The sequence below is a fragment of the Blautia sp. HCP3S3_C4 genome (genome assembly GCF_052064095.1).
GTDB lineage: Bacteria > Bacillota > Clostridia > Lachnospirales > Lachnospiraceae > Blautia_A.
In genome coordinates this window covers 47,227-68,601 of sequence record NZ_JBQHWF010000012.1, presented here as the reverse complement: position 1 = coordinate 68,601, position 21,375 = coordinate 47,227, and the positions used below count along the sequence as shown (strand labels likewise).

Genomic DNA, 21,375 nt, shown 5'->3' with positions numbered 1-21,375 from the left:
CAATTCATTTATTTCGCTCCTGCCAGACCCTTTACATTCACTCTAAGAGTATTGCTTTCTTTATATGGTCTGAACAGCAGATATAAGAATCCTGCAATGATCACAAATGCCACAACTGTCCAGATACCCAATCCACCGCCTGTTACCAGGGTACCGATCTGATAGATGCAAAGGGATACAAGATATGCCAGTCCACACTGATATCCGATTGCAAAGAAGAACCATTTTGTGTTATTCATCTCTCTCTTGATGGCGCCCATAGCTGCGAAGCATGGAGCACACAGAAGGTTGAATACCAGGAAGCCATAAGCTGCGATTGGTGTCATAACCTGTGCCAGGTTGCCCCAGATCTCTGCACCGTCCTCTGCCACCTCAGCAAAGCCAAAGAGCATACCGAAGGTTGCAACAACGTTTTCTTTTGCGATCAGACCTGTAACAGCTGCAACAGCCATCTTCCAGCCTTCGCCTGCTTTTGTCCATCCAAGTGGTGCAAAGATCCATGCAATTGCAGAACCGATCTTTGCCAGAATACTGTTGTTCAGTTCCTCTACCATGCCAAAGACACCGTTTTCCCATCCAAATCCCATAAGGAACCAGAGAACAATAGTGGAAAGAAGGATAATAGTACCTGATTTTTTGATAAAGGACCATCCACGTTCCCACATGCTTCTCAGAATGTTGCTAAGTGTAGGCCAGTGGTATGCCGGAAGTTCCATAACGAAAGGAGCAGGGTCTCCGGCGAACATTTTTGTTTTCTTTAAGATAATACCGGAGCAGATGATTGCTGCGATACCTACAAAATAAGAGCTTGTTGCTACCCATCCGCTGTTATTAAAAAATGCACCTGCGATCATGGCAATGATCGGAAGCTTTGCACCACAGGGAACAAAGGTAGTTGTCATAATTGTCATTTTACGGTCACGATCGTTCTCAATAGTACGGGAAGCCATAACACCAGGAACACCACATCCGCTGCCGATCAGCATTGGAATGAAGGATTTACCAGAAAGTCCGAATTTACGGAAAATACGGTCCATAATAAACGCTACACGTGCCATGTATCCGCAGGATTCCAGGAATGCCAGGAATGCAAATAACACAAGCATCTGAGGTACAAAACCAAGTACTGCCCCAACACCTGCTACAATACCGTCAAGAATCAGACCTTCCAGCCATGGAGCACAGTGTACAGCTTCCAGTCCGGACTGGATAGCCGGAGGAATGATCTCACCAAAGAGCACATCATTGGTCCAGTCTGTTACGATCGTTCCCACTGTTGTTACAGATACATAATACACGATAAACATTACAACTGCAAATATAGGAAGTGCCAGCCATCTGTTTGTGACGATACGGTCAATCTTATCAGAGGTTGTAAGCTTCTCTTTTCTTGCCTTTGTCAGGCATTTGCCGATAATGGAAGAAATATAGACATATCTCTCATTTGTGATGATGCTCTCTGTGTCATCGTCAAATGCCTCTTCCATTTCTCTGATCTCAGCAGATACATCCACTTTGGTTTTCATCTGCTCTGCGATCTTGTCATCTCTCTCCAGCAGCTTAATGGCGAAAAATCTCTTCTGGGATTCCTCTACAACACCTGTAAGCTTTGCTTCCACATCACTGATCACATCTTCCGCTTTCTGACAGAACTCATGAACAGGTGTTACTTTTTTGTGGCTCTGCGCAATGGCTGCGGCCTTGTTGGCAGCCTCTGTGATTCCGGTTCCCTTCAGGGCAGAAATCTCAACTACTTCACAGCCCAGCGCTTTTTTCAGCTTATCAATATGTATGGTATCACCATTCTTTTTTACAATGTCCATCATGTTGATGGCCATGATCACCGGAATTCCAAGCTCCAGAATCTGTGTGGACAGATACAGGTTTCTCTCAATATTGGTACCATCAATAATATTGATGATGGCATCCGGTTTTTCCTGAAGGATATAATTTCTGGCAACTACTTCCTCCAGAGTATATGGTGACAAAGAATAAATACCCGGCAGGTCAGTAAGAATCACATCCTTGTGTCCCTTTAACTTACCTTCCTTCTTTTCAACTGTTACACCTGGCCAGTTACCTACAAACTGGTTGGATCCGGTCAGTGCATTGAACAATGTGGTTTTACCACAGTTCGGATTACCTGCGAGTGCAATTTTTACTGACATAATCTCTCTCCTCTACCTTTGATATCTTTTTAATCAGGGCTTTCTGTTTATACAAAATTAGTTTTTGTAAACTATTAGTAATATCTAATTGTTAGAACACACTAACCTATTATCAAAAAAAATTATTCTATAACAATCATTTCGGCATCTGCTTTACGCAGGGATAATTCATATCCTCTTACCGTTACTTCTATCGGATCTCCCAGAGGAGCAACCTTTCTTACATAAACCTCCACGCCTTTTGTGATTCCCATATCCATAATCCTTCTCTTGACCGGGCCCTCACCTGTAAGCTTCTGAACCTTTACGGTCTCTCCTACCCGCGCATTCTTTAATGTCTTCAAATCTTTTCCCTTCTTTCCCCAGAGCTCTGCTTCAAACACACTTCTGTTTCAAACACACCCTAGACCATAATCTTGCTTGCCATGTCTTTTCCAATGGCAACCCTGGATTCTTTAACATTGACGATCAGGCTTCCGTTGATCTCGGAAATAACTGTCACAATTCCTCCTACCACAAAGCCCAGTTCCTCAAGGTGTCTCTTAACTTCTTCTTTGCCTCCGATCCTTTTGATCGTGAAAGGTTCACCGGCATTCACCATTGACAGCGGCATTTTTTTCATCCCTTTCTGGTATTTAATAAATGATAAACATTATCTTTATTACGTGGTTAGTGTATTCTAATTTTGGTTAGATGTCAATAACTATTTTACATTTTATATTGATAAAGTTTTTCATTTTAAAACATTAATAAAAAATCTCATTTATTTACCACTGTATTATTGCAATGTGCATAATAAAAAGGTCTCAACAACAACGTGTTTCAAGAATACCAGTTAATGCATTTCCGCTGCTTGTGTGGCAGCGCACGATATCAGTGGAAGCTCCCACCTCGTCCAGGGCACATTTCACCATTTTGTGGGATACTGTGTTTGTAAAAAGCACCAGAACATCCGGACATCCTATTTTCTTGCCAAAATCCGCTTCCATCTGTGTAAACACCTTACATTTACATTTATAAGATTTACAGATTTTTTTATACTGTGCTACCATTCTGTCATGTCCGCCTACAATTACAATACTCATATATGATCCTCCTTTGATCCTGTTTTTTTATCTTGCGAAAAGTTATTCGTGTTTAACTATGTGTTAGTATAAACTAACGCGTTTCTTCTGTCAATAACCGATTGTGTTTCACAGGCAAAAAAAGACTGTCATACACCAAAATGTACAACAGTCCTTTTCGCGTATATCTGAAAAAGCTTCAGATATTTACGCCCTTATCTGTTTGATCAATATTCTTCGTATCCTACACTGCCATCAGAATAGGTAATCTCATAATATCCGTGTCCGCTTCCGTCGCAGTCATCATACTGCTGACGGCCGACTTCATATTTCTCCTGAGGAGCTGCCTGTGGAGCTGACTGTGCAGGCTCCTGATAGCTGCCCTGATCCTGGGAATAATCATAATTATTCTGGCTCTGCTGTGCCTGAGCAGCTGCTGCCTGTGCCGCTGCTGCCTCAGCCTGGGCTTTGGCCTCCTGTTCAGCCTTTACCTTGGCATCTGCTGCCTCTTTGTTCTCTGTAATATAGGTATGATATACATAACCTGTAATATCATCTGCCTGCACCTTAATCCAGCCCGGTGCAACAGCAATGCCCTTTACTTCAGTACCTGTGGAAAGAACCTTTAAGGATTTGGACTCTTTGTCTGCCTTTTCACGGACATTTACATTGGAGAGAAGATACATGGTAAGGGATTCTCCCCACTCCTTCTCTGCTGCTGTCTCAGCCACTTCCTCTTCCTTTTTGTCCTTATTCTCATATTTGATATAGAGGAATCCATATTCATCATAAATAACAGGCTCTGTCCAGGAATCCGGATCAATGTTTTTGAAAACATGCTCTGTTCCGTCTTCACCGGTAACTGTAAGCATCTTACCCTGGGCTTTTTCTGTAGTCTCTGCTGTGTCTTCTGTTTTTGTATCCTCTGCCTTTGCGTCCTCTGTCTCATCTGCTGCATCTTCCAGCTCTCCTGCTGTCAGTGCATATCCTGTCTGATTTTTCACAGTCAGCTCCTGGGTTTCGGTTTTGATCTTCAGATCTTCCACCTCTTTTGTCTCCTCTGCTGCTTCTGTACTTTCAGTCTGTGCATTCTCCTCTGTCTGTGCCCCAAATGCTGCAGCAGGTGTCAGGGCAACTGCCCCTGCCACTGAGATGCTCAAAATTTTAGTAATTAACTTCTTTTTCATTGTATGGAATCCTCCTTAATATTATTTTGATAAATATTATAAATTTTATTATCTTTCTCAATGAGTATTTCAACATCATTTCCGTCTGCTGCCACCAGCTCACTGGGCAGATAGAGACAAAATCCGTTATCATCCAGATTCTCTCCCACTTTCACATCCATAGGAAAAGCCTCATAGACAGAGCCATTGACCTTCAGATAAATCCGGGAATCTGTATCCAGAAGCCCTTCTTTGATCCGGCCGCTGAGCTGAGCAGTCATTCCCTGAGGCTTGATCTTTACATCAACAGCCCCATCAGATCCCTGAAGCTCCTCATTCTCAGTCAGACTGATTTCCTTTGCTGTAAGCACAGGTGGAAACTGGGACATTTCCGGCAGAAAACGTTCTGCCCTCTCAATGATCACCGTATCCGCGCTATGAGTCTCCACATCCGTCAGCTGATAAGGAATTCCTCTGGAAAAATAGGCATTGGCATAGGCATCTGCCATATAAGGAAGCAGGGCATTTCCAAAGGAATCTCTGTACATGACCAAGTTTCCCTCTTTTACCGGATTTACGGTGGTGATCCGGGGATCAAAATTGCTCTGGATCTCTTCCACAGTAGCATAGGTGGTCTCTTTGTCATAATAGATCTCATCGTCTGCTGTCGAAGCCAGGGGATACAGCATAGTATCCAGATCTCCTGTATAATCCCTGCGCACTGTATAGCTTTCTCCCTCATAGGAATCATGGTCCTTACCAAGGGCATCCATCAGTACATCTGCTGCCAGTGCTGCACCTTTGTTATTCCAGTGGGAATCTCGGGCATGATAAAGAACCTCATCCTCCTCCATCAGCGCCTGGTACAGATCTGCATAAGCAACCTTTTCCGTTTTCAGCCAGTCTTCCAGATTTTCCCTGTTTGTCTGGTCAGATACCTTCAGCTTGTCATAATAAGGCATGTTGTCTCCGTAGAGAGAGTTCTTATTGGGAGCAATGGTAAACAGGAAATTCACTCCCTTTTCCTCCAGAGCCTGCTGGGTCATGGACAGCATATGGGCAATATTGAACAGGCTTCTGTCAGACAATAAATCCTGTCCCAGATAGTCATCCAGAGAATCCTTGTAATAGAGCCAGCCATTTTTACCCTGGATCACACCATCTGCAGTAGAGGTTTCCAGAAGTCTGCCGTGAAGCAGTGCATTTCCGGTAACCAGTTCATTTCTGAACGCAAAATGCTCCTGGAAATAATCTCCTGCCTGGGAGAGCCATTCCACATTGATCTTCCCCTCCTCTGTTTTTGGAGAAGGAAATTCTGAAAGCTGTCTGTTTTCTGAAGATGTCTCCTGCTTTGTCACAAGCATTCCCAGGGAAGGACAAAGGCAGATGGCAAAAAACAAAATACAATAAATCAATTTTCCTTTTTTCATAGCTGCCTCCCTTAAAACCTGAAATAAATAAATGGATTATAGGTTCCGCTTGCAAGGCTGAGAATGCAGATCACCAGACCTGTCAGGCTGCAGACATATGCCACAGGACCATACCATTTCTTTTCACTTATCAGTTTTTTAACAGGGCAGCAGGCAATCAGCGCACCGGCCAGAGTAACCAGAAAAACAGGGGTCATCTGCTGCAGTGCAAAGCTCATGGCACCGGCATTCCATCCAAAGCCTGTAAACATTTTCCTGACCCAGAAGCATCCCTGTGCCATGGTCTCTGCTCTGAAAAATACAAATCCGATGCATACCACCAGCAGAGCATACACATGCTGGAAGAAGGATTTTACAGCAGAGCCTTTTTTTCCGATCCAGGGAATATATTCCTCAAGCATTAGGAAAAATCCATGATAAACACCCCAGAACAGGAAATTAACGGCTGCTCCATGCCAGATTCCGGTACACAGGAAAACAATCATCTTGTTGACAACCGTGCGGAATTTTCCTTTGCGGTTTCCACCAAGAGGGATGTACAGATACTCCAGAAACCATCCGGAAAGGGACATATGCCATCTTCTCCAGAATTCCCGGATCGTGCCACTGATATATGGATAATTAAAGTTTTCCTTAAAGTGGAATCCGAACATCCATCCCAGACCAATGGCCATATCACTGTAACCGCTGAAATCAAAATAAATCTGGAGCATATAGGAAATGGCTCCCAGCCATGCTCCTGCCCCATTGATGGAACCTGCAGATGCGCCAAAAAGATTGTCAGCCACCAGTCCCAGGGTATTGGCCAGGAGAACCTTTTTACAGAGACCTGCAGAAAATCTGCGGATTCCCAGGGCAACACCGTCCAGTGTCACCGTTCTCTGGTCAATTTCTGCTGCCACATCATGATACTTCACAATAGGTCCTGCGATCAGCTGTGGGAAAAAGGATATGTAGAGAAGTACTTTTGCATAGTTTTTCTGGGCCCTGGTAGTTTCCCGGTAAACATCGATCACATAGGACATTGCCTGGAAAGTAAAGAAAGAAATACCGATAGGCATGCGGATCTGAGGCAGCGGCAGATGAAGCCCTGTCACACTGTTGACCATCCCCAGGATAAAATCTGTATACTTAAATACAATAAGGATTCCCAGATTGCAGATCACTGCCAGAACCAGGATTCCCTTCCTGTGATTTTGGAACCTGTCAATCCCACAGGCACAGAAATAATTCAATAAAGTGGAAATAAACAATAAAATAATATATACCGGTTCTCCGTAGGCATAGAAAATCACGCTTGCCAGGAGAAGAAGTGCATTTTTAGCCCGTATTCCCGGCAGAATACAGTGCAGGACAAAAACAGCCGGCAAAAATACACACATAAAAACCATTGAACTGAAAACCATAATTTATGTCACCGGTCATTTATGGAGTACTTTTACATTACACCAAAAATAACCTCTACTCCTTTTGCAGTCTCACCTGTGCTTAATATAAAGTTATTATAATACAGCAGATATTCTTTGCCGTTTCCATAACAGCCTGTTCCTTTTTTGATCTTTATTGGCTTTCCCAGAAGCTGTCTCAGAGGTGCAGCCTTCTTTTCATACCCATAGACCTTACGGATCTTCTTTGTCTTCGGCACATCGTACACACCTGTCTTAGAATTAAAAGCATAGAGCTTTTCCCCGGAATTCAGATAAGAAGCAGCCACGCCCTTTATCATTCTGGCATTTGTATCAAAGCCATACTGCTTGCCGCCAATCTTCTTTACAGCCAATTTTTTTCTTCCGAACATGTCTTTGCTTCCTGCATAGGCAGCTCCGTCTTTGCCAAAATAGTATCTGTAGGTCTTTTTGGTTTTGGCATCCTTTACATTTTTCCATTTATTTTTGATTCTGGCAGAGGTGCCGTCCTCTTTTACTTCGTAGAAATAGTATTTGCCTTTTTCCTTTACCAGTCCCTTTTTAACTGTTGTCTGCCCGGACTGTGTTGTTTCTGCTCCATTAACAGAAACAACAGATACAGACACGAACAGCAGACAGAAAACAGTCAGGATTATTTTTACAGATTTTTTTAACATCTTTTCACTTTCTCCTGTTTATCTTATTAAAAGTTAACATTATAGATTTTCTGGGTTTTGTAGACTTTACCTTCCATGGAAGCATGCTTCTGCATAAACCATTTCACATCTTTTCTCTTGGAGAATCTGTTGGCATTGGTGTCGAAGGTATACCATTTGCCTTTTACCTTGATTTCTACCCATCCGTGGTTCTGCCATCTGGAGGTATTATACAGATTACTTGTTCCAATGCAGATTCTCACAGGAAGTCCTGTGGCACGTCTGGCAAGATAAGCAAAGGTAGCTGCATCATGGTAGCAGCTTGCCTTCTTTGTGGCCAGAGTTTCCTTTGCAAGCTTGGCATCCCAGCCTTTTGCAGAAGGAATCCCCATATAACGTGTATACTTGTAAGCTTTTTTGGTGTAATTAAACAGCTTCTGTAATTTCTGCTTGTCCGTTGTTTTCTTTGTAAATTTCTGAGCCTTGATCACTTTGTCCAGTGATTTTGCCAGATTTTTGTCCTTCAGGTTTTTCCCTGGTTTCGCAGCCTGCGCACTTACTGTCTCTACTGTAACAGCCTGTGGAACCACATCAGCTGCACCTGCAGGTACTGTGCCGAAGGCAAGAGCTGCTGAAGTACAGAGCACCATCAGTTTCTTAAAAATTGTCTTTTTCATCATAACTTTTCTCTCCTTTTCATAAAACTTAACCTGTAACTGCAAAAAATAGCAGTCAGGTGTTATATTATAACTCCAGGCTGTCAGACAGCTCTGAAGTCAGGCTCATATCAGGCGAATTTCACAGAGCCGGAAGTCCAGTGATAAACCCCATATCCGGCAGTACCATAAATACCCGGTGCCCATCCTGCATAAGTTCCTTCAGGATCATAGCTGAGACCATTGATCTGTACCCAGCAATGTCTGGTCATTCCATCAGCCCTGCCGTCACGGGAACCCGGTACATATCCGTAAACCATATAAGGCTCATAACCAACTTCCTGTGCCAACGCTGCAAATGCACATGCAAATCCATAACAGTTACCGCCGCCGTTTACCAGTGTGTTCAGCGCCAGGGATCTCTGCCATCCTGCCTGTCCCAGATTGGGATACACAGACCAGTAACCGATATGTCCGCCTACCACATATCGCCAGCAGGCATACAGCTTCTGACTTTTTGTCATACCTTGATTGGTAATGGAAGATGCAATCTGCATGGTTTTTATTTTCAGCAGCGCATCCGTATTTTTCTTGGCTGCACCGGAGGCTGTAAAATGGTACCGGTTGGCCAGGGATCGATTCTTGTACAGCTTTCCTCCCGGACCTCCGTAATAAAGGTTATTTTTATAAATAAAGAATCCGGTAGCTGCTTCTCCGTTGTTGCCGGTCATATAGTAAATACTGTATCTCACCCGGATGATTTTTCCCTTTTTATTTTTGATCCGTTTAAAATTCTCACCGAAAACATATACCTTGTTCTTATTCTTAAACCTTACGCCGCCGCACACTGCATAGCCGTCCGGTCCGAAATAATAGGTGGCACCGTTGACTGTTTTCAGCTTATTCTTCGCCTTGCTGCCATTGGAATAGTAAAAGCAAAGCTTCTTACCTTCCTTTACCAGTCCTTTTTTCTTTGGCACTGCTGTAGGTTTGGGAACCGGTGTAACTGTAGGCACTACCTCCGGCGTGATAGTCGGAAAAGCTTCCGGTGTAACTGTCGGAACCGTCTCCTGTCCATAAGTAACTGCTGACGTACCTGCCACTGTCAGGCAAAATACGCAGGCTGTTGTCAGAAAAAATCCCTTTAATGTCTTCATACTCTGTTTCATTTTCTCTTTCTATGTATACTCCTGCTTTAACTTTTTGGATTTTTTATTTTACATTTTCATTTTTCTGTTATTTATTGTATCAAAAAATGTAATTGATTTCTATATAATTCGCGTAATACACGCAAAAAAATACTGTTGCATGCAACAGTATTTTTTTGATGAGGGAAACCCCTCAGAAATTATTCTCCAAGTTTCTTTCCTGTGAGCATTTCATAGCCCTGGAAATATTTCTGGATTGTTTTATCTACGATTTCCTGAGGAAGAGTCCAATCATTATCCGGATTAGCTTTCAGCCAGTCACGGGCAAACTGCTTGTCAAAGGATGGCTGTCCATGTCCGGCCTCATATCCGTCTGCAGGCCAGAAACGGGAGCTGTCCGGTGTAAGCATCTCATCACCGATCACCATATTTCCCTCTTCATCCAGTCCAAACTCAAATTTGGTATCTGCAATAATGATTCCCTTGCTCAGAGCATATTCTGCGCACTTTTTATACAGTGCGATTGTATTATCACGAAGCTTTGAAGCTAACTCCTCCCCTCTTCCCGGGAAGTATTTCTCAAGATGGGCAATACTCTGTTCATAGGAGATATTCTCATCATGGTCACCAATCTCAGCCTTGGTGGAAGGAGTATAAATTGGCTCAGGTAATTTGTCAGACTCTTTCAGACCTTCAGGAAGCTGAATGCCACAGACTTTTCCTGTCTCCTGATAGCTTGCCCAGCCACTTCCGGTAATATATCCACGTACAATACACTCAATAGGAAGCATGTTCAGCTTGCGGCACATCATGCTGTTTCCGTCAAACTTTTCCTGCTGGAAGAATTCCGGCATATCTTTTACATCAACGGAAATCATATGATTAGGAAGAATATCCTTTGTAAAATCAAACCAGAATTTTGACATCTGTGTCAGCACAGCGCCTTTCTTTGTAACCTGGTTTTTCAGAATTACATCGAAACAGCTGATACGGTCAGTTGCTACCATGATCAGGCTGTCACCATTGTCATAAATCTCACGTACTTTACCTTCTTTAATCGGTTTTAATTCCTGCATTTTCTCGCACCTCAATCTTCGTTATGTATTCTATAATGATTCTGTATTAACGTACCACCACATTAGTCCGGTTGTCAAGATTCTTCCACAAATTTTATCATATTATTCTTTTTCCTGACATGCTCTATTGTTTTTGTTTTTTCTTCATGTTATGATATCTTATAATTTTTTACAAGATATCATAGGTAAAAAGCATTTGACCTCTGGCTTGAAATTTATGAAATGTGAGGTATTTTCTTGAAAAAAAAGGAAGCTTTATTTATCGGCGGAATTCTGGTTCTGGCCCTGATCCTCTGGCTGGGCATTAACCATTTTCAGAAAGGGCACTACGGCTATATCACCATCACTGTAGATGGCAATAAACTGGGCACCTATTCTCTTGGAAAGGATCAGACCATATCCATAGGCAATACAAATATCTGCAAAATAAAAAACGGGCAGGCCCGTATGACGGAAGCCACCTGCCCGGATCATTTGTGTATGAAACAGCATGCCATTGATTCCAAAGGCGGCACCATCGTCTGCCTTCCCAATAAGGTTGTGATAGAGGGTACCAAAGCCTCTGCAGGTGCTCAGTCAGATGACGGTCTCTCTATTGACGCTGTAACCTGATCTGCCCTGTTTCTCAGATAATAATACATACCAGACCACCTTTACTGTCATTTACGATTTTCTGCATGGTATCCTGAAGCTTTATCTGGCTTTCTTCACTGATAGCCGCAATTTTGCTTCGGATGCCATCCTGCACCAGCTGTTCTATGGATTTCCCGAAAATATTTGTCTCCCAGATACTTTCCCCTCTCTGGCTGCTCTCTTCAATATACTGGATCAGATCTTTTGCCTGCTGTTCTGTACCCACAATAGGCGCAATTTCCGTCTCAATGTTGGCTTTGATCATATGGATGGACGGGCTTTTGGACTTTATCTTTACACCGAACTTGTTGCCCTGGCGTATAACCTGAGGTTCCTGGATTTCGATCTCATCCAGCCTGGGCACTACCACCCCATATCCGGAGCCTCTTACCTCTTCCAGTGCATTCCGGACCTTTACATATTCCTCCTTCATATGTACCAGTTCCCTTATGGTATGGATCAGTTCATATTCACTTTCCATCTGAGTCCCACTCATCTGACTGAGCATCTGGTAATAATATTTATCCTGTATCCTTACCCTTACCTTTACAGTACCATCAGACAGGCCTGTATCCTCCAGCAGAGAATCCTTTACATAAGGTCCGGATAACTGTATGGCTTCTTTTGTAATGTCCCGGATCTGAAACAGATGCTTTGTTTTTTCCCTGATCTGTTCCAGAAGCTGTTTTTTCAGTTCATGGTCAGCAGGCAGCATCTCCACCCATTTGGGTATAAAAAACTGAATCTGGCTTACCGGAAATTCATAAAGTATTTTTTCCAGGATCTGGGCAATATCCTCTTTGTGAAGCTGATCACAGTTTACACTCAGGGCAGTTACCTGATATTTCTCCTGGATTTCAGATACTGCTTTCTGGGCAGCTTCTTTGTATGGCATCTGGGAATTGACCAGCACCAGAAAGGGTTTATGCTGTTTTTTTAACTCCTGAATGGTTTTCTCCTCTGCCTCTGTAAAATTTTCTCTGGGCAGTTCGCCAAAAGAACCATCAGAAGTGATCACCAGTCCGATGGTGGAATGCTCCTCTATTACCTTCTGGGTACCGATCCTGGCTGCTTCATGGAAAGGAATGGCTTTTTCCGACCAGGGTGTTCTTACCATTCTTTCCTTTCCATCCTCCATATTTCCCCCTGCATCCTTCACCAGAAATCCCACACAGTCGATCAGCCGTACTCTCACCTTCTGTTCTGTGCCCAGAGAAACGCTGACCGCTTCTTTGGGGATGAATTTAGGTTCTACAGTTGTAATGATTTTTCCGGAACCGCTCAGCGGCAGCTGATCCCGGATCTCTGCCTGCTTTCTCTCCGACATCTGCGGCAGAGCGGCTATCTCCATAAAACGCCGGATAAAAGTGGATTTACCTGTTCGTACCGGTCCCACCACACCTATGTATATATCCCCCCCGGTACGGGCCTGAATATCCCGGTATATCTGAAAATTTTCCATATAAAAGCAGCCCCCTTGCATATTTACAAACAATCACATGTATTGTTATAAGATATGCCCGGAGGCTGCTGATTATTCACCTGTTTTTATACAAAACCCTTAATAGGATTCGTTGTGAAGAAGATGATGTTCTTTTCCCTTGAGCAGTCCATTGTAAAGCTCTACAACTAATGGATTCTCATCGGATTTCTTGATGATCGTAGTATTATCTGCATTGTACAGACCTTTTGCCCTCAGGGATTTGGTTCTGTCACCTGCTCTGGTAGGCTGTCCGCCACCCATGATGCAGCCCCTGCGGCAGGCCATTACTTCGATGAGATGATATTCTTTCTCACCGTTCTTTACCTGCTCCATAACCTTTCTGGCATTTGCCAGGCCACTGGTAACACAGATCTTAAGATCCATACCCTCATAAGGTACAGTAAATTCCTTGATACCTTCCTCTCCTCGTACACCGCATTCTGCGATCTCACGCATGGTTTCCTTGCTGTGGTCCGGGGTAAGACGGCGAAGCACTGCCTCTGTCACACCTCCGGTCACACCAAAAATTACACCGCCGCCTGAGCCAAAGCCAAATGGCATATCGCAGGCTTCCGGTTCCAGAGATGCAAAATCAATGCCAAAGTTATCGATCATACGGAGAAGCTCTGTGGTAGTGATCACAATATCTGTATCCTTCTCTCCGTCTGTATAACTATTGGGACGTTCTGCCTCTGCCTTCTTTGCTGTACAAGGCATAACGGAGATCATAACTGTTTTCCTGCCGGCTGCATGCTCCGGATCACGGAAATATTCCTTGATCACTGCTGAAAGCATTCCCTGAGGGGAACGGCAGGTTGAAATATTTGGAATATATTCTTTGTACTGATCTGTAATAAATTTCACCCATGCAGGACAACAGGAAGTAAGAAGCGGAAGCTTCTCGCCCTTTTTGATCCTGTCAAGGAATTCTGCGCTCTCCTCCATAATCGTAAGGTCAGCACTGAAGGAAGTATCATATACCTCATCAAAGCCCATTCTGTGAAGAGCATTTACGATCTTGCCCATTACGCTCTTACCCTTGGTAAGACCATAATGATCTCCCACTGCCACACGGACTGCCGGAGCGACCTGGGCAACTACGCGTACCTCCGGATCTGCCAAAGCTTCCCAAGCTTCATCCATATGAGTTTTAATGGAAATAGCACCTGTAGGACAGAATACACGGCATTGTCCGCAGTTTACACACTCTGTTTCTGAAATCTTTTTATTAAATGCAGGCATTACCATGGCCTCAGTTCCTCTGAATGCAAATCCAAGGGCACCAATACCCTGGATTTCCTCACAGGCACGGACACAGTTGCCACAGAGAATACATTTATTAGGATCTCTCACCAGGGATGGCGAGCTGGTATCCAGTTCCCTGATCTCTCTGGTATTCTCAAATCTGATTTCCCGGACACCCAGACGGTGTGCCAGTTCCTGGAGAATACATTCCCCACTCTTTACGCAGGTTGTACAGTCACGGCAATGTGCTGCCAGAAGAAGCTCAACGATCAGTTTTCTGTATTTCTTGATCTTACCGGAATTGGTATAGATCACCATTCCGTCTCTTGGTTCCTCAGAACAGGAGGCAAAGGTTCTGCCCCTGTCATCCTCTACCGTACACAGACGACAGGCTCCAAAGGTGGATAGCTCTGAGTGGTAGCACAGTGTCGGAATATTGATTCCTGCCTTGCGGATGACAGACAGGACATTTTTTTCATCGGTAAATTCTACCTTTCTACCGTCAATTATCATATGGCCCATAGTATATCCTCCCTTCTATGCTTCCACGTATACCGCATCAAAATTACAGTTGTCTTTACATGCACCGCACTTGATACAGACATCGTTATTGATGTGGTATGGATGTTTGATCTTACCTGAAATAGCACCTGCCGGACAGTTTTTCGCGCATTTGCCGCAGCCGATACAGAATTCAGGGTTAATATGGAACTGACGAAGTGCTGTACATACTTTTGCGCGGCATTTCTTGTCGCGGATATGTTCCTCATATTCATCACGGAAGCGTTTGAGAGTACTGATTACAGGAAGAGGCGCACTCTTGCCAAGTCCGCACAGAGCCATGTTCTGAACCATGTTTGCAAGTTCTTCCAGTTCATCCAGATCGGACATTTCGCCCTTTCCGGCTACAATTCTCTCCAGGATCTCCAGCATACGCTTGGTACCCTCACGACACGGAACACATTTACCACAGCTCTCACGCTGAGTAAAGTTCATGAAGAATCTGGCAACTTCTACCATACAGGTATTCTCGTCCATAACTACCAGACCGCCGGATCCCATGATCGCGTCTAATTTCTTAACAGAATCAAAGTCAAGAGGTGCATCTAACTGGTCAAGGATCAGACATCCGCCGGACGGACCACCGATCTGAACACCCTTAAATGCTGCACCACTCTTTAAGCCGCCGCCAATATCATAGATAATGTGGCGGAGTGTGGTTCCCATAGGAACTTCGATCAGACCTGTATTCTCGATAGAACCGGTCAGTGAGAAGGTCTTTGTTCCCGGGCTTCCCTCTGTACCGATGGTGCGGAACCAGTCAGCTCCTTCAAGAATGATTTTCGGTACATTGGCATAAGTTTCTACGTTATTAAGAACTGTAGGTTTACCCCATAGACCTTTCTCTACAGTACGAGGTGGTTTTACACGAGGCATACCTCTGTTTCCTTCAATAGATGCGGTAAGAGCAGAACCTTCACCACATACGAAAGCACCGGCACCTCTGTTGATATGTAAATGGAAGTTTACGCCGGAATTTAAAATATTATCACCTAACAGGCCGTATTTTTCCGCCTGTTCAATCGCCATTTTCAGTCTCTTTACAGAAAGAGGATATTCAGCACGAACATAAATATAACCGTCTTCTGCGCCTACTGCGTAAGCTGCGATGGTCATACCTTCAATCATCTTATATGGATCGCCTTCCATTACGGAGCCATCCATAAATGCACCAGGATCACCTTCATCACCGTTACATACTACATAACGGGTTTTTTCAGCCTGACGTGCAACCTGTGACCATTTCTTACCTGCCGGGAAGCCTGCACCGCCACGGCCACGAAGACCGGATTTCGTCACTTCGTCAATGACTTCCTGAGAAGTCATTCCTCCCAGTACTTTTGCAAGGGCCTGATAGCCGCCCACTGCGATATATTCATCAATGGATTCTGCATCGATCTTACCACAGTTTTCCAGAACGATACGTGTCTGCTGATTCAGGAACGGAATGTCATCCGGATGTGGACAGACAGTGTCATGATCCTTGTAAAACAGTCTCTCTACCGGTTTACCTTCCAGAATAGTTTTCTCTACGATTTCTTTGCAGTCTTCCGGCTGTACATGTACATACTGATAATCGTACGGTTCGATTCTCATCAGAGGTCCAAGTTCGCATAAGCCCTGGCATCCTGTTTTGACTACGCCTACATGAGGCACGTCTTTCTGCATCTCAACGGTTACACCGTCAATTCTCTCACAGAGTGTTGCCATCTCATCATAAATCTTCTGGGCACCGGATGCGATACATCCTGTCCCTGAACAGACAAGAACGCGACAGGTGTAGGATTTGATCTGTTCATTTACCTCTGCCTGTTTGTTTAACAGGTCGTCCCTGCTCTTAATACTCATACGCACTCACCTCTCAATTCGTTCAAAAGTTCAACTGCTTTCTCAGGTGTCATTTTAGGATGTACTTCATCATTTACAGTCAGTGTCGGTGCAAGTCCGCATGCACCAAGACAAGATACGGTCTCTACTGTAAAAAGCATATCATCTGTGGTATGTTTCTTATGACTTAATCCCAGTTCTTTCATTAACGCCTCTTTTACAGGCATGGATTTTCTTACATGGCAGGCTGTACCATCACAGACTTTAATGACATATTTTCCTTTCGGCTCAAAGGAAAAGTTCTCATAGAATGTGGCTACGCTGTAGGCTTTCGCCTCTTTTACTCCGATTTCTTTTGCCACATAAGTGAGCAGTTCACCCGGCAGATAGCGGTATTCAGCCTGAATATCCTGCATGATCGGGATCAGTGATGCCGCTTTTCGTCCGTAGTGTTCGATAATCTCATCCGTTTTTTTGTAATAAGACTGGTCTAACATTCGATTCCCTCCTTAAAATTAGTTTTTTACCTCTCCGCATTTTTGCTTTAGTCACTTTTTACATATGTGCTGTCTGTATTATACATTATACATGCATTTTTCACAACACCATATTTGCATTTTTCTGAATTTATTTGATGTTTTTCACATATAATTCATTTTTGCATTGAATTACATGTAAAAAATGCGCAATTCCTTTAACAAGTGTGTTAAATAAAAAACATGACATTTTCTTCCTTTTTTGATATATTTTTATCGTTAAAAGAGCGCGGAAATAAATTTATAGGAGATAACAAAAGAATATGAGAACTCTTGATACCCCAGTAAAACAGATTCGCCGAAAGATCTTCACCGAAGTGGCAAAACTTGGTTTTGAATCTACTGATGATACTCTGATCCATGATATTGAATCTATCCCGTATAATATCGTACAGGAACGGGCCCAGTACCGTGAGAGTATCTACCGTGAACGTGCAGTTGCCAGTGAGCGTGTAAGACTGGCCATGGGTCTTTCTCTTCGTCCAGAGAATAAAGCAGTTCATCTGACTGATGGAGTGGAAGCTTCCAATATTGATGAGAAATATTATGAACCGCCGCTTATGCAGGTTATCCCATCTGCCTGTTCTGCCTGTCCTCCTAATATGTATGAGGTAAGCAATATGTGCAGAGGATGTGTGGCTCATCCATGTATGCAGGCTTGTCCAAAGGGTGCAATCTCTATGGTAAACGGCAAATCTCATATTGATCAGACAAAATGCGTGAAATGCGGAAAATGCAAATCTGTCTGTCCATATGATGCTATTTCTCATAAAGAACGTCCGTGTGAACGAGCTTGTGGTGTAAAGGCAATTGGAAGTGATGAACTTGGCCGTGCACAGATTGATAATAAGAAATGTGTTTCCTGCGGTATGTGCATGGTAAGCTGTCCGTTTGGAGCTATTTCTGACAAGTCCCAGATTTTCCAGCTGGCTCATGCACTTCGTGAAGGAACTGAGATCATTGCAGAGATCGCACCTGCCTATATCAGCCAGTTTGGAGATGCGGTAACTCCGGGCAAATTCCATGCAGCACTGTCAGCACTTGGATTTACCAAAGTATATGAGGTTGCACTTGGTGCTGATATCGGTGCCATCAGCGAAGCTCATCATTATGCAAAGGAGGTTGCTACAGGTAATCTTCCATTTCTTCTCACTTCCTGCTGTCCTTCCTGGTCCATGCTTGCAAAGAAGCAGTTCCCGACCATGATCGATAATATCTCCCAGGAGCTGACTCCTATGGTCGCTACTGCAAGAAGTATTAAGAAAGAACATCCGAATGCACATGTTGTATTTATCGGACCATGTGCAGCCAAGAAACTGGAAGCTATGCGTAATTCTGTACGAAGTGATGTTGATTTTGTCATCACTTTTGAGGAATTATGGGGACTGTTTGATGCGAAAGGAATTGATCCGGCTGCTATGGAACCGTCATCCAGTCTGCATGATGCTACTGCTGCAGGCCGTGGATATGCAGTTGCAGGCGGTGTTGCTGGTGCAATCGAAGCATGCTTAAAGGAATATTATCCGGATATACCGGTACATATCGAACATGCGGAGAGTCTGGCAGAATGTAAGAAGATGCTGACTCTGGCAAAGGTTGGTAAGTTAAACGGATGTATGATAGAAGGTATGGCATGTCCTGGTGGATGTATGGGAGGTGCCGGAACCAATGCACCGTATGCAAAAGCTGCCAAAGCATTGAAAGGTTATCTGGCTTCTTCTACAGAGAAACTTCCGTCCAAAGAACTGGAAGAGATTGAATTAAACTAATATGAAACATAAGAAAGCTGTCCGTAAACTGATATTTTTTACGGGCAGCTTTCTTATTTATCATTTTATTTTTTGTAATATTAATCAGGAATGATGTGGCTCTTTATGTCCATGTTCCTCATGAAAATGTTTATACTTTTCTACGAACATCAACAGAAAACTGATTGTAAGGAATCCACAGGAAACCCAGATCATCCGGATTCCGAAGTGAATGGATAAGTTTCCGCCAATACCTGCACCTACTGCAAACATGAAGATGATTCCAAAGTAGTACATTGCCTGTTCCAGTTGTTTTGGCTTTTTCTCACGGAAATATCCGGATAAAGCTGCAGTACCGCTGCGCAGGTTTCCGATACACATGGTGCTTGCATAGGAATAGCCGTTTACCTTGCGGAAAGACTGTACCTGCATTGCACAGGCAAAGGATGCCATGGCATTTGCCAGCATATTGTATTCTGTTGGTATAAATCCTACTGAAAACAGGATCAGGATCTCTGCCAGCAGGATGCTCTGCCTCCAGTGCAGTTTTCTTGCATATTTGAAATTCGCCTGAACTTTTTCTGCTACCCATACACCAAATGCAAAAAAGACGATTGGAAAGAAATAACTCAGTCCTGCCATCAGCTCTCCTGCCATGAAATGCTGGCTCATAAGAACGACGTTTCCTGTCTGTGCATTACAGAATACTTCGTTTCTTGCATTATAGGTGTAGGCATCCTGAAACCCTCCCGACAGTGCCAGGAATGCACTGTTTAAAAAGGCTTCTGACATTTGTATCTCGTGTTGATTATGATCTTTCATGATTTTCCCCGTTTAAGTTTATTTGCTGTTATCATCTGTATAGATAGCTGCATTTATTCTTTTACCGTTTATTTATGTTATACGTTTATAGGTCAAATGTAAAAGATATAATTCATATTATCGCTTATATGATTTTTATATATTGGATACAATATATATAATCCAATATTCACCGGAACAGATAAAACACAGATGCTCTCTGATCCGGTTTATTTTCGTTATATAAAGGAACTTCCATACACTGTATATCGCTACAGCATATGGAAGTTATTTTTTTATGTATCTGCAGAATTATTTATCTCCGTGTTCTTTGAGATATTCTGCTTTTCCTTCTTCATAAAGGTTGTTGCCTTCACAGTCGATGATGACTACAAGCGGCATATCCTCTACATATAATTTACGAAGTGCTTCTGCTCCCAGATCTTCGTATGCGATGAGTTCAGCTTTCTTGATACATTTTGCAAGAAGTGCGCCTGCACCGCCGATTGCTCCGAAGTATACACCGTCATATTTCTTCATGGCTTCTACTACTTCCGGAAGACGGGCACCTTTACCGATCATTCCTCTTGCTCCAACTGACATCATCGTCGGTGCATAAGCATCCATACGTCCGCTGGTTGTAGGGCCTGCGGAACCGATAACTTTGCCTGGTTTTGCAGGAGTAGGTCCTACATAGTAAATGGTTGCATCTGTTGGATCAAACGGAATTTTCTCACCTTTTGCAAGGGCTTCGCACATTCTCTTATGTCCTGCATCACGGGATGTATAGATTGTACCTGTTAATAATACCTGATCACCTGCATGGAGAGTTCTTGCCAGCTCTCTGGTAAGTGGAAGGGTAATTTTCTTTCTTTCCATCTTAGATCACCTCCGATTTATGACGGGTTACATGACAGTTGATATTGACTGCACATGGCATACCTGCAATATGAGTCGGCATTGTTTCGATATTCAGGCCGATGGCTGTTGTCTTTCCGCCAAATCCCTGAGGTCCGATTCCAAGTTTGTTTACTTTCTCAAGCATTTCTTTCTCAAGGTCTGCATAAAATGGATCCGGATTCTGGGAATCCAGTGGTCTCATCAATGCTTTCTTTGCAAGAAGCGCACATTTATCAAATGTACCGCCGATACCAACACCAACTACCATTGGAGGGCATGGGTTAGGACCTGCTGTCTCTACTACTTCAAGGATAAAGTCCTTGATTCCCTGCAATCCTGCGGATGGTTTGAACATACGGATCTGACTCATGTTCTCACTTCCGAAACCTTTCGGTCCTACTGTGATCTTAACTTTATCGCCAGGAACGATTTCTGTGTAAATCATAGCCGGTGTATTGTCCCCTGTATTTCCACGGCGTACCGGGTCTTTTACTACAGATTTTCTTAAATATCCTTTGTCGTATCCGCGGCGTACACCTTCATTGATCGCATCGGTGAGATCTCCGCCAACAAAATGTACATCCTGTCCTATTTCAAGGAATACACATGCCATTCCTGTATCCTGGCAGATCGGCACGTTCTCGTTATCTGCAATATCAAAATTCTCAATAATATTGTCAAGGATACCCTTGGCAATCTCTCCGTCTTCGCATGCGCGGCATGTTTTGATGGCGCATTTTACATCTTCCGGAAGATGTTCATTTGCTTCGATACAGAGTTTTTCGATGACATCTGTAAGTCTGCTTACTTCTACTTCACGCATTCTGGTAAGCTCCCTTCTCTATTTCCGGATATGTCATTAAGCAATGAC

20 protein-coding genes are annotated in these 21,375 nt (G+C 43.5%); 2 read left to right on the top strand and 18 right to left on the bottom strand.

Going from position 1 to position 21,375, the window contains the following annotated elements; translation table 11 throughout:
* Positions 1-8: 8 nt before the first annotated feature.
* The 11 genes from feoB to ACTNC6_RS11595 form a co-directional block, all read right to left on the bottom strand.
* Positions 9-2,168, bottom strand: coding sequence for a ferrous iron transport protein B (feoB, locus tag ACTNC6_RS11645; RefSeq protein ID WP_441044167.1), 2,160 nt, complete (start codon positions 2,166-2,168; stop codon positions 9-11).
* 122 nt (positions 2,169-2,290) lie between these two features.
* Positions 2,291-2,512, bottom strand: coding sequence for a FeoA family protein (locus ACTNC6_RS11640; protein ID WP_173742518.1), 222 nt, complete (start codon positions 2,510-2,512; stop codon positions 2,291-2,293).
* 59 nt (positions 2,513-2,571) lie between these two features.
* Positions 2,572-2,781 (bottom strand): FeoA family protein, encoded by a 210-nt coding sequence (locus tag ACTNC6_RS11635; RefSeq protein ID WP_019161528.1) that lies wholly within the window; start codon positions 2,779-2,781, stop codon positions 2,572-2,574.
* 193 nt (positions 2,782-2,974) lie between these two features.
* Positions 2,975-3,253 carry a DUF2325 domain-containing protein gene (locus tag ACTNC6_RS11630; RefSeq protein WP_173742519.1) on the bottom strand — a complete coding sequence of 93 codons (279 nt, stop codon included), beginning with the start codon at positions 3,251-3,253 and terminating at the stop codon, positions 2,975-2,977.
* 206 nt (positions 3,254-3,459) lie between these two features.
* Entirely contained in the window at positions 3,460-4,419 is a 960-nt protein-coding gene (locus ACTNC6_RS11625; RefSeq protein ID WP_441044166.1) for an SH3 domain-containing protein, read from the bottom strand.
* Entirely contained in the window at positions 4,416-5,828 is a 1,413-nt protein-coding gene (locus tag ACTNC6_RS11620) for an alginate O-acetyltransferase AlgX-related protein (protein ID WP_441044165.1), read from the bottom strand. Before ACTNC6_RS11620 ends, ACTNC6_RS11625 begins: the two co-directional genes overlap by 4 nt.
* A gap of 11 nt (positions 5,829-5,839) precedes the next feature.
* On the bottom strand, positions 5,840-7,234 hold the full coding sequence (locus ACTNC6_RS11615) for an MBOAT family O-acyltransferase (protein WP_441044164.1): 1,395 nt from the start codon (positions 7,232-7,234) through the stop codon (positions 5,840-5,842).
* Between the two features lie 32 nt (positions 7,235-7,266).
* Positions 7,267-7,911: a hypothetical protein gene (locus ACTNC6_RS11610; RefSeq protein ID WP_441044163.1), complete on the bottom strand. Its 645-nt coding sequence runs from the start codon at positions 7,909-7,911 to the stop codon at positions 7,267-7,269.
* A 26-nt stretch (positions 7,912-7,937) separates the two neighbouring features.
* Positions 7,938-8,570, bottom strand: coding sequence for a transglutaminase-like domain-containing protein (locus ACTNC6_RS11605; protein ID WP_303243057.1), 633 nt, complete (start codon positions 8,568-8,570; stop codon positions 7,938-7,940).
* Between the two features lie 107 nt (positions 8,571-8,677).
* Positions 8,678-9,703, bottom strand: coding sequence for a transglutaminase domain-containing protein (locus ACTNC6_RS11600; protein WP_441044162.1), 1,026 nt, complete (start codon positions 9,701-9,703; stop codon positions 8,678-8,680).
* Positions 9,704-9,894: 191 nt separating this feature from the next.
* Positions 9,895-10,770: a phosphoribosylaminoimidazolesuccinocarboxamide synthase gene (locus ACTNC6_RS11595; RefSeq protein ID WP_441036035.1), complete on the bottom strand. Its 876-nt coding sequence runs from the start codon at positions 10,768-10,770 to the stop codon at positions 9,895-9,897.
* 237 nt (positions 10,771-11,007) lie between these two features.
* Here ACTNC6_RS11595 and ACTNC6_RS11590 point away from each other — a divergent pair, with 237 nt between their 5' ends.
* Positions 11,008-11,382, top strand: coding sequence for a NusG domain II-containing protein (locus ACTNC6_RS11590; protein ID WP_441036037.1), 375 nt, complete (start codon positions 11,008-11,010; stop codon positions 11,380-11,382).
* A gap of 13 nt (positions 11,383-11,395) precedes the next feature.
* Here the strand turns inward: ACTNC6_RS11590 and spoIVA are convergent, their stop codons facing one another.
* The 4 genes from spoIVA to ACTNC6_RS11570 all read right to left on the bottom strand — a co-directional run bounded on the left by spoIVA (position 11,396) and on the right by ACTNC6_RS11570 (position 17,016).
* Positions 11,396-12,865 carry a stage IV sporulation protein A gene (spoIVA, locus tag ACTNC6_RS11585; protein ID WP_441044161.1) on the bottom strand — a complete coding sequence of 490 codons (1,470 nt, stop codon included), beginning with the start codon at positions 12,863-12,865 and terminating at the stop codon, positions 11,396-11,398.
* 99 nt (positions 12,866-12,964) lie between these two features.
* Positions 12,965-14,653, bottom strand: coding sequence for a [FeFe] hydrogenase, group A (locus ACTNC6_RS11580; protein ID WP_441036041.1), 1,689 nt, complete (start codon positions 14,651-14,653; stop codon positions 12,965-12,967).
* Positions 14,654-14,668: 15 nt separating this feature from the next.
* Complete coding sequence (locus tag ACTNC6_RS11575; protein ID WP_441044160.1) at positions 14,669-16,540, bottom strand: NADH-ubiquinone oxidoreductase-F iron-sulfur binding region domain-containing protein; 1,872 nt, start codon at positions 16,538-16,540, stop codon at positions 14,669-14,671.
* Positions 16,537-17,016 carry a complex I 24 kDa subunit family protein gene (locus ACTNC6_RS11570; RefSeq protein WP_118511367.1) on the bottom strand — a complete coding sequence of 160 codons (480 nt, stop codon included), beginning with the start codon at positions 17,014-17,016 and terminating at the stop codon, positions 16,537-16,539. Before ACTNC6_RS11570 ends, ACTNC6_RS11575 begins: the two co-directional genes overlap by 4 nt.
* 302 nt (positions 17,017-17,318) lie before the next feature.
* Here ACTNC6_RS11570 and ACTNC6_RS11565 point away from each other — a divergent pair, with 302 nt between their 5' ends.
* A complete protein-coding gene (locus ACTNC6_RS11565) occupies positions 17,319-18,824 on the top strand; it encodes a 4Fe-4S dicluster domain-containing protein (RefSeq protein WP_441036045.1) in 1,506 nt (501 codons plus the stop codon).
* Between the two features lie 84 nt (positions 18,825-18,908).
* Here ACTNC6_RS11565 and ACTNC6_RS11560 read toward each other — a convergent pair whose 3' ends face one another.
* From ACTNC6_RS11560 to ACTNC6_RS11550, 3 genes are all read right to left on the bottom strand, one after another.
* Positions 18,909-19,595 carry a YoaK family protein gene (locus tag ACTNC6_RS11560; protein ID WP_291817915.1) on the bottom strand — a complete coding sequence of 229 codons (687 nt, stop codon included), beginning with the start codon at positions 19,593-19,595 and terminating at the stop codon, positions 18,909-18,911.
* A gap of 321 nt (positions 19,596-19,916) precedes the next feature.
* Positions 19,917-20,483, bottom strand: coding sequence for a Fe-S-containing hydro-lyase (locus ACTNC6_RS11555; protein WP_441044159.1), 567 nt, complete (start codon positions 20,481-20,483; stop codon positions 19,917-19,919).
* 1 nt (position 20,484) lies between these two features.
* Positions 20,485-21,327 carry a fumarate hydratase gene (locus ACTNC6_RS11550; protein WP_144137122.1) on the bottom strand — a complete coding sequence of 281 codons (843 nt, stop codon included), beginning with the start codon at positions 21,325-21,327 and terminating at the stop codon, positions 20,485-20,487.
* Positions 21,328-21,375: the final 48 nt, after the last annotated feature.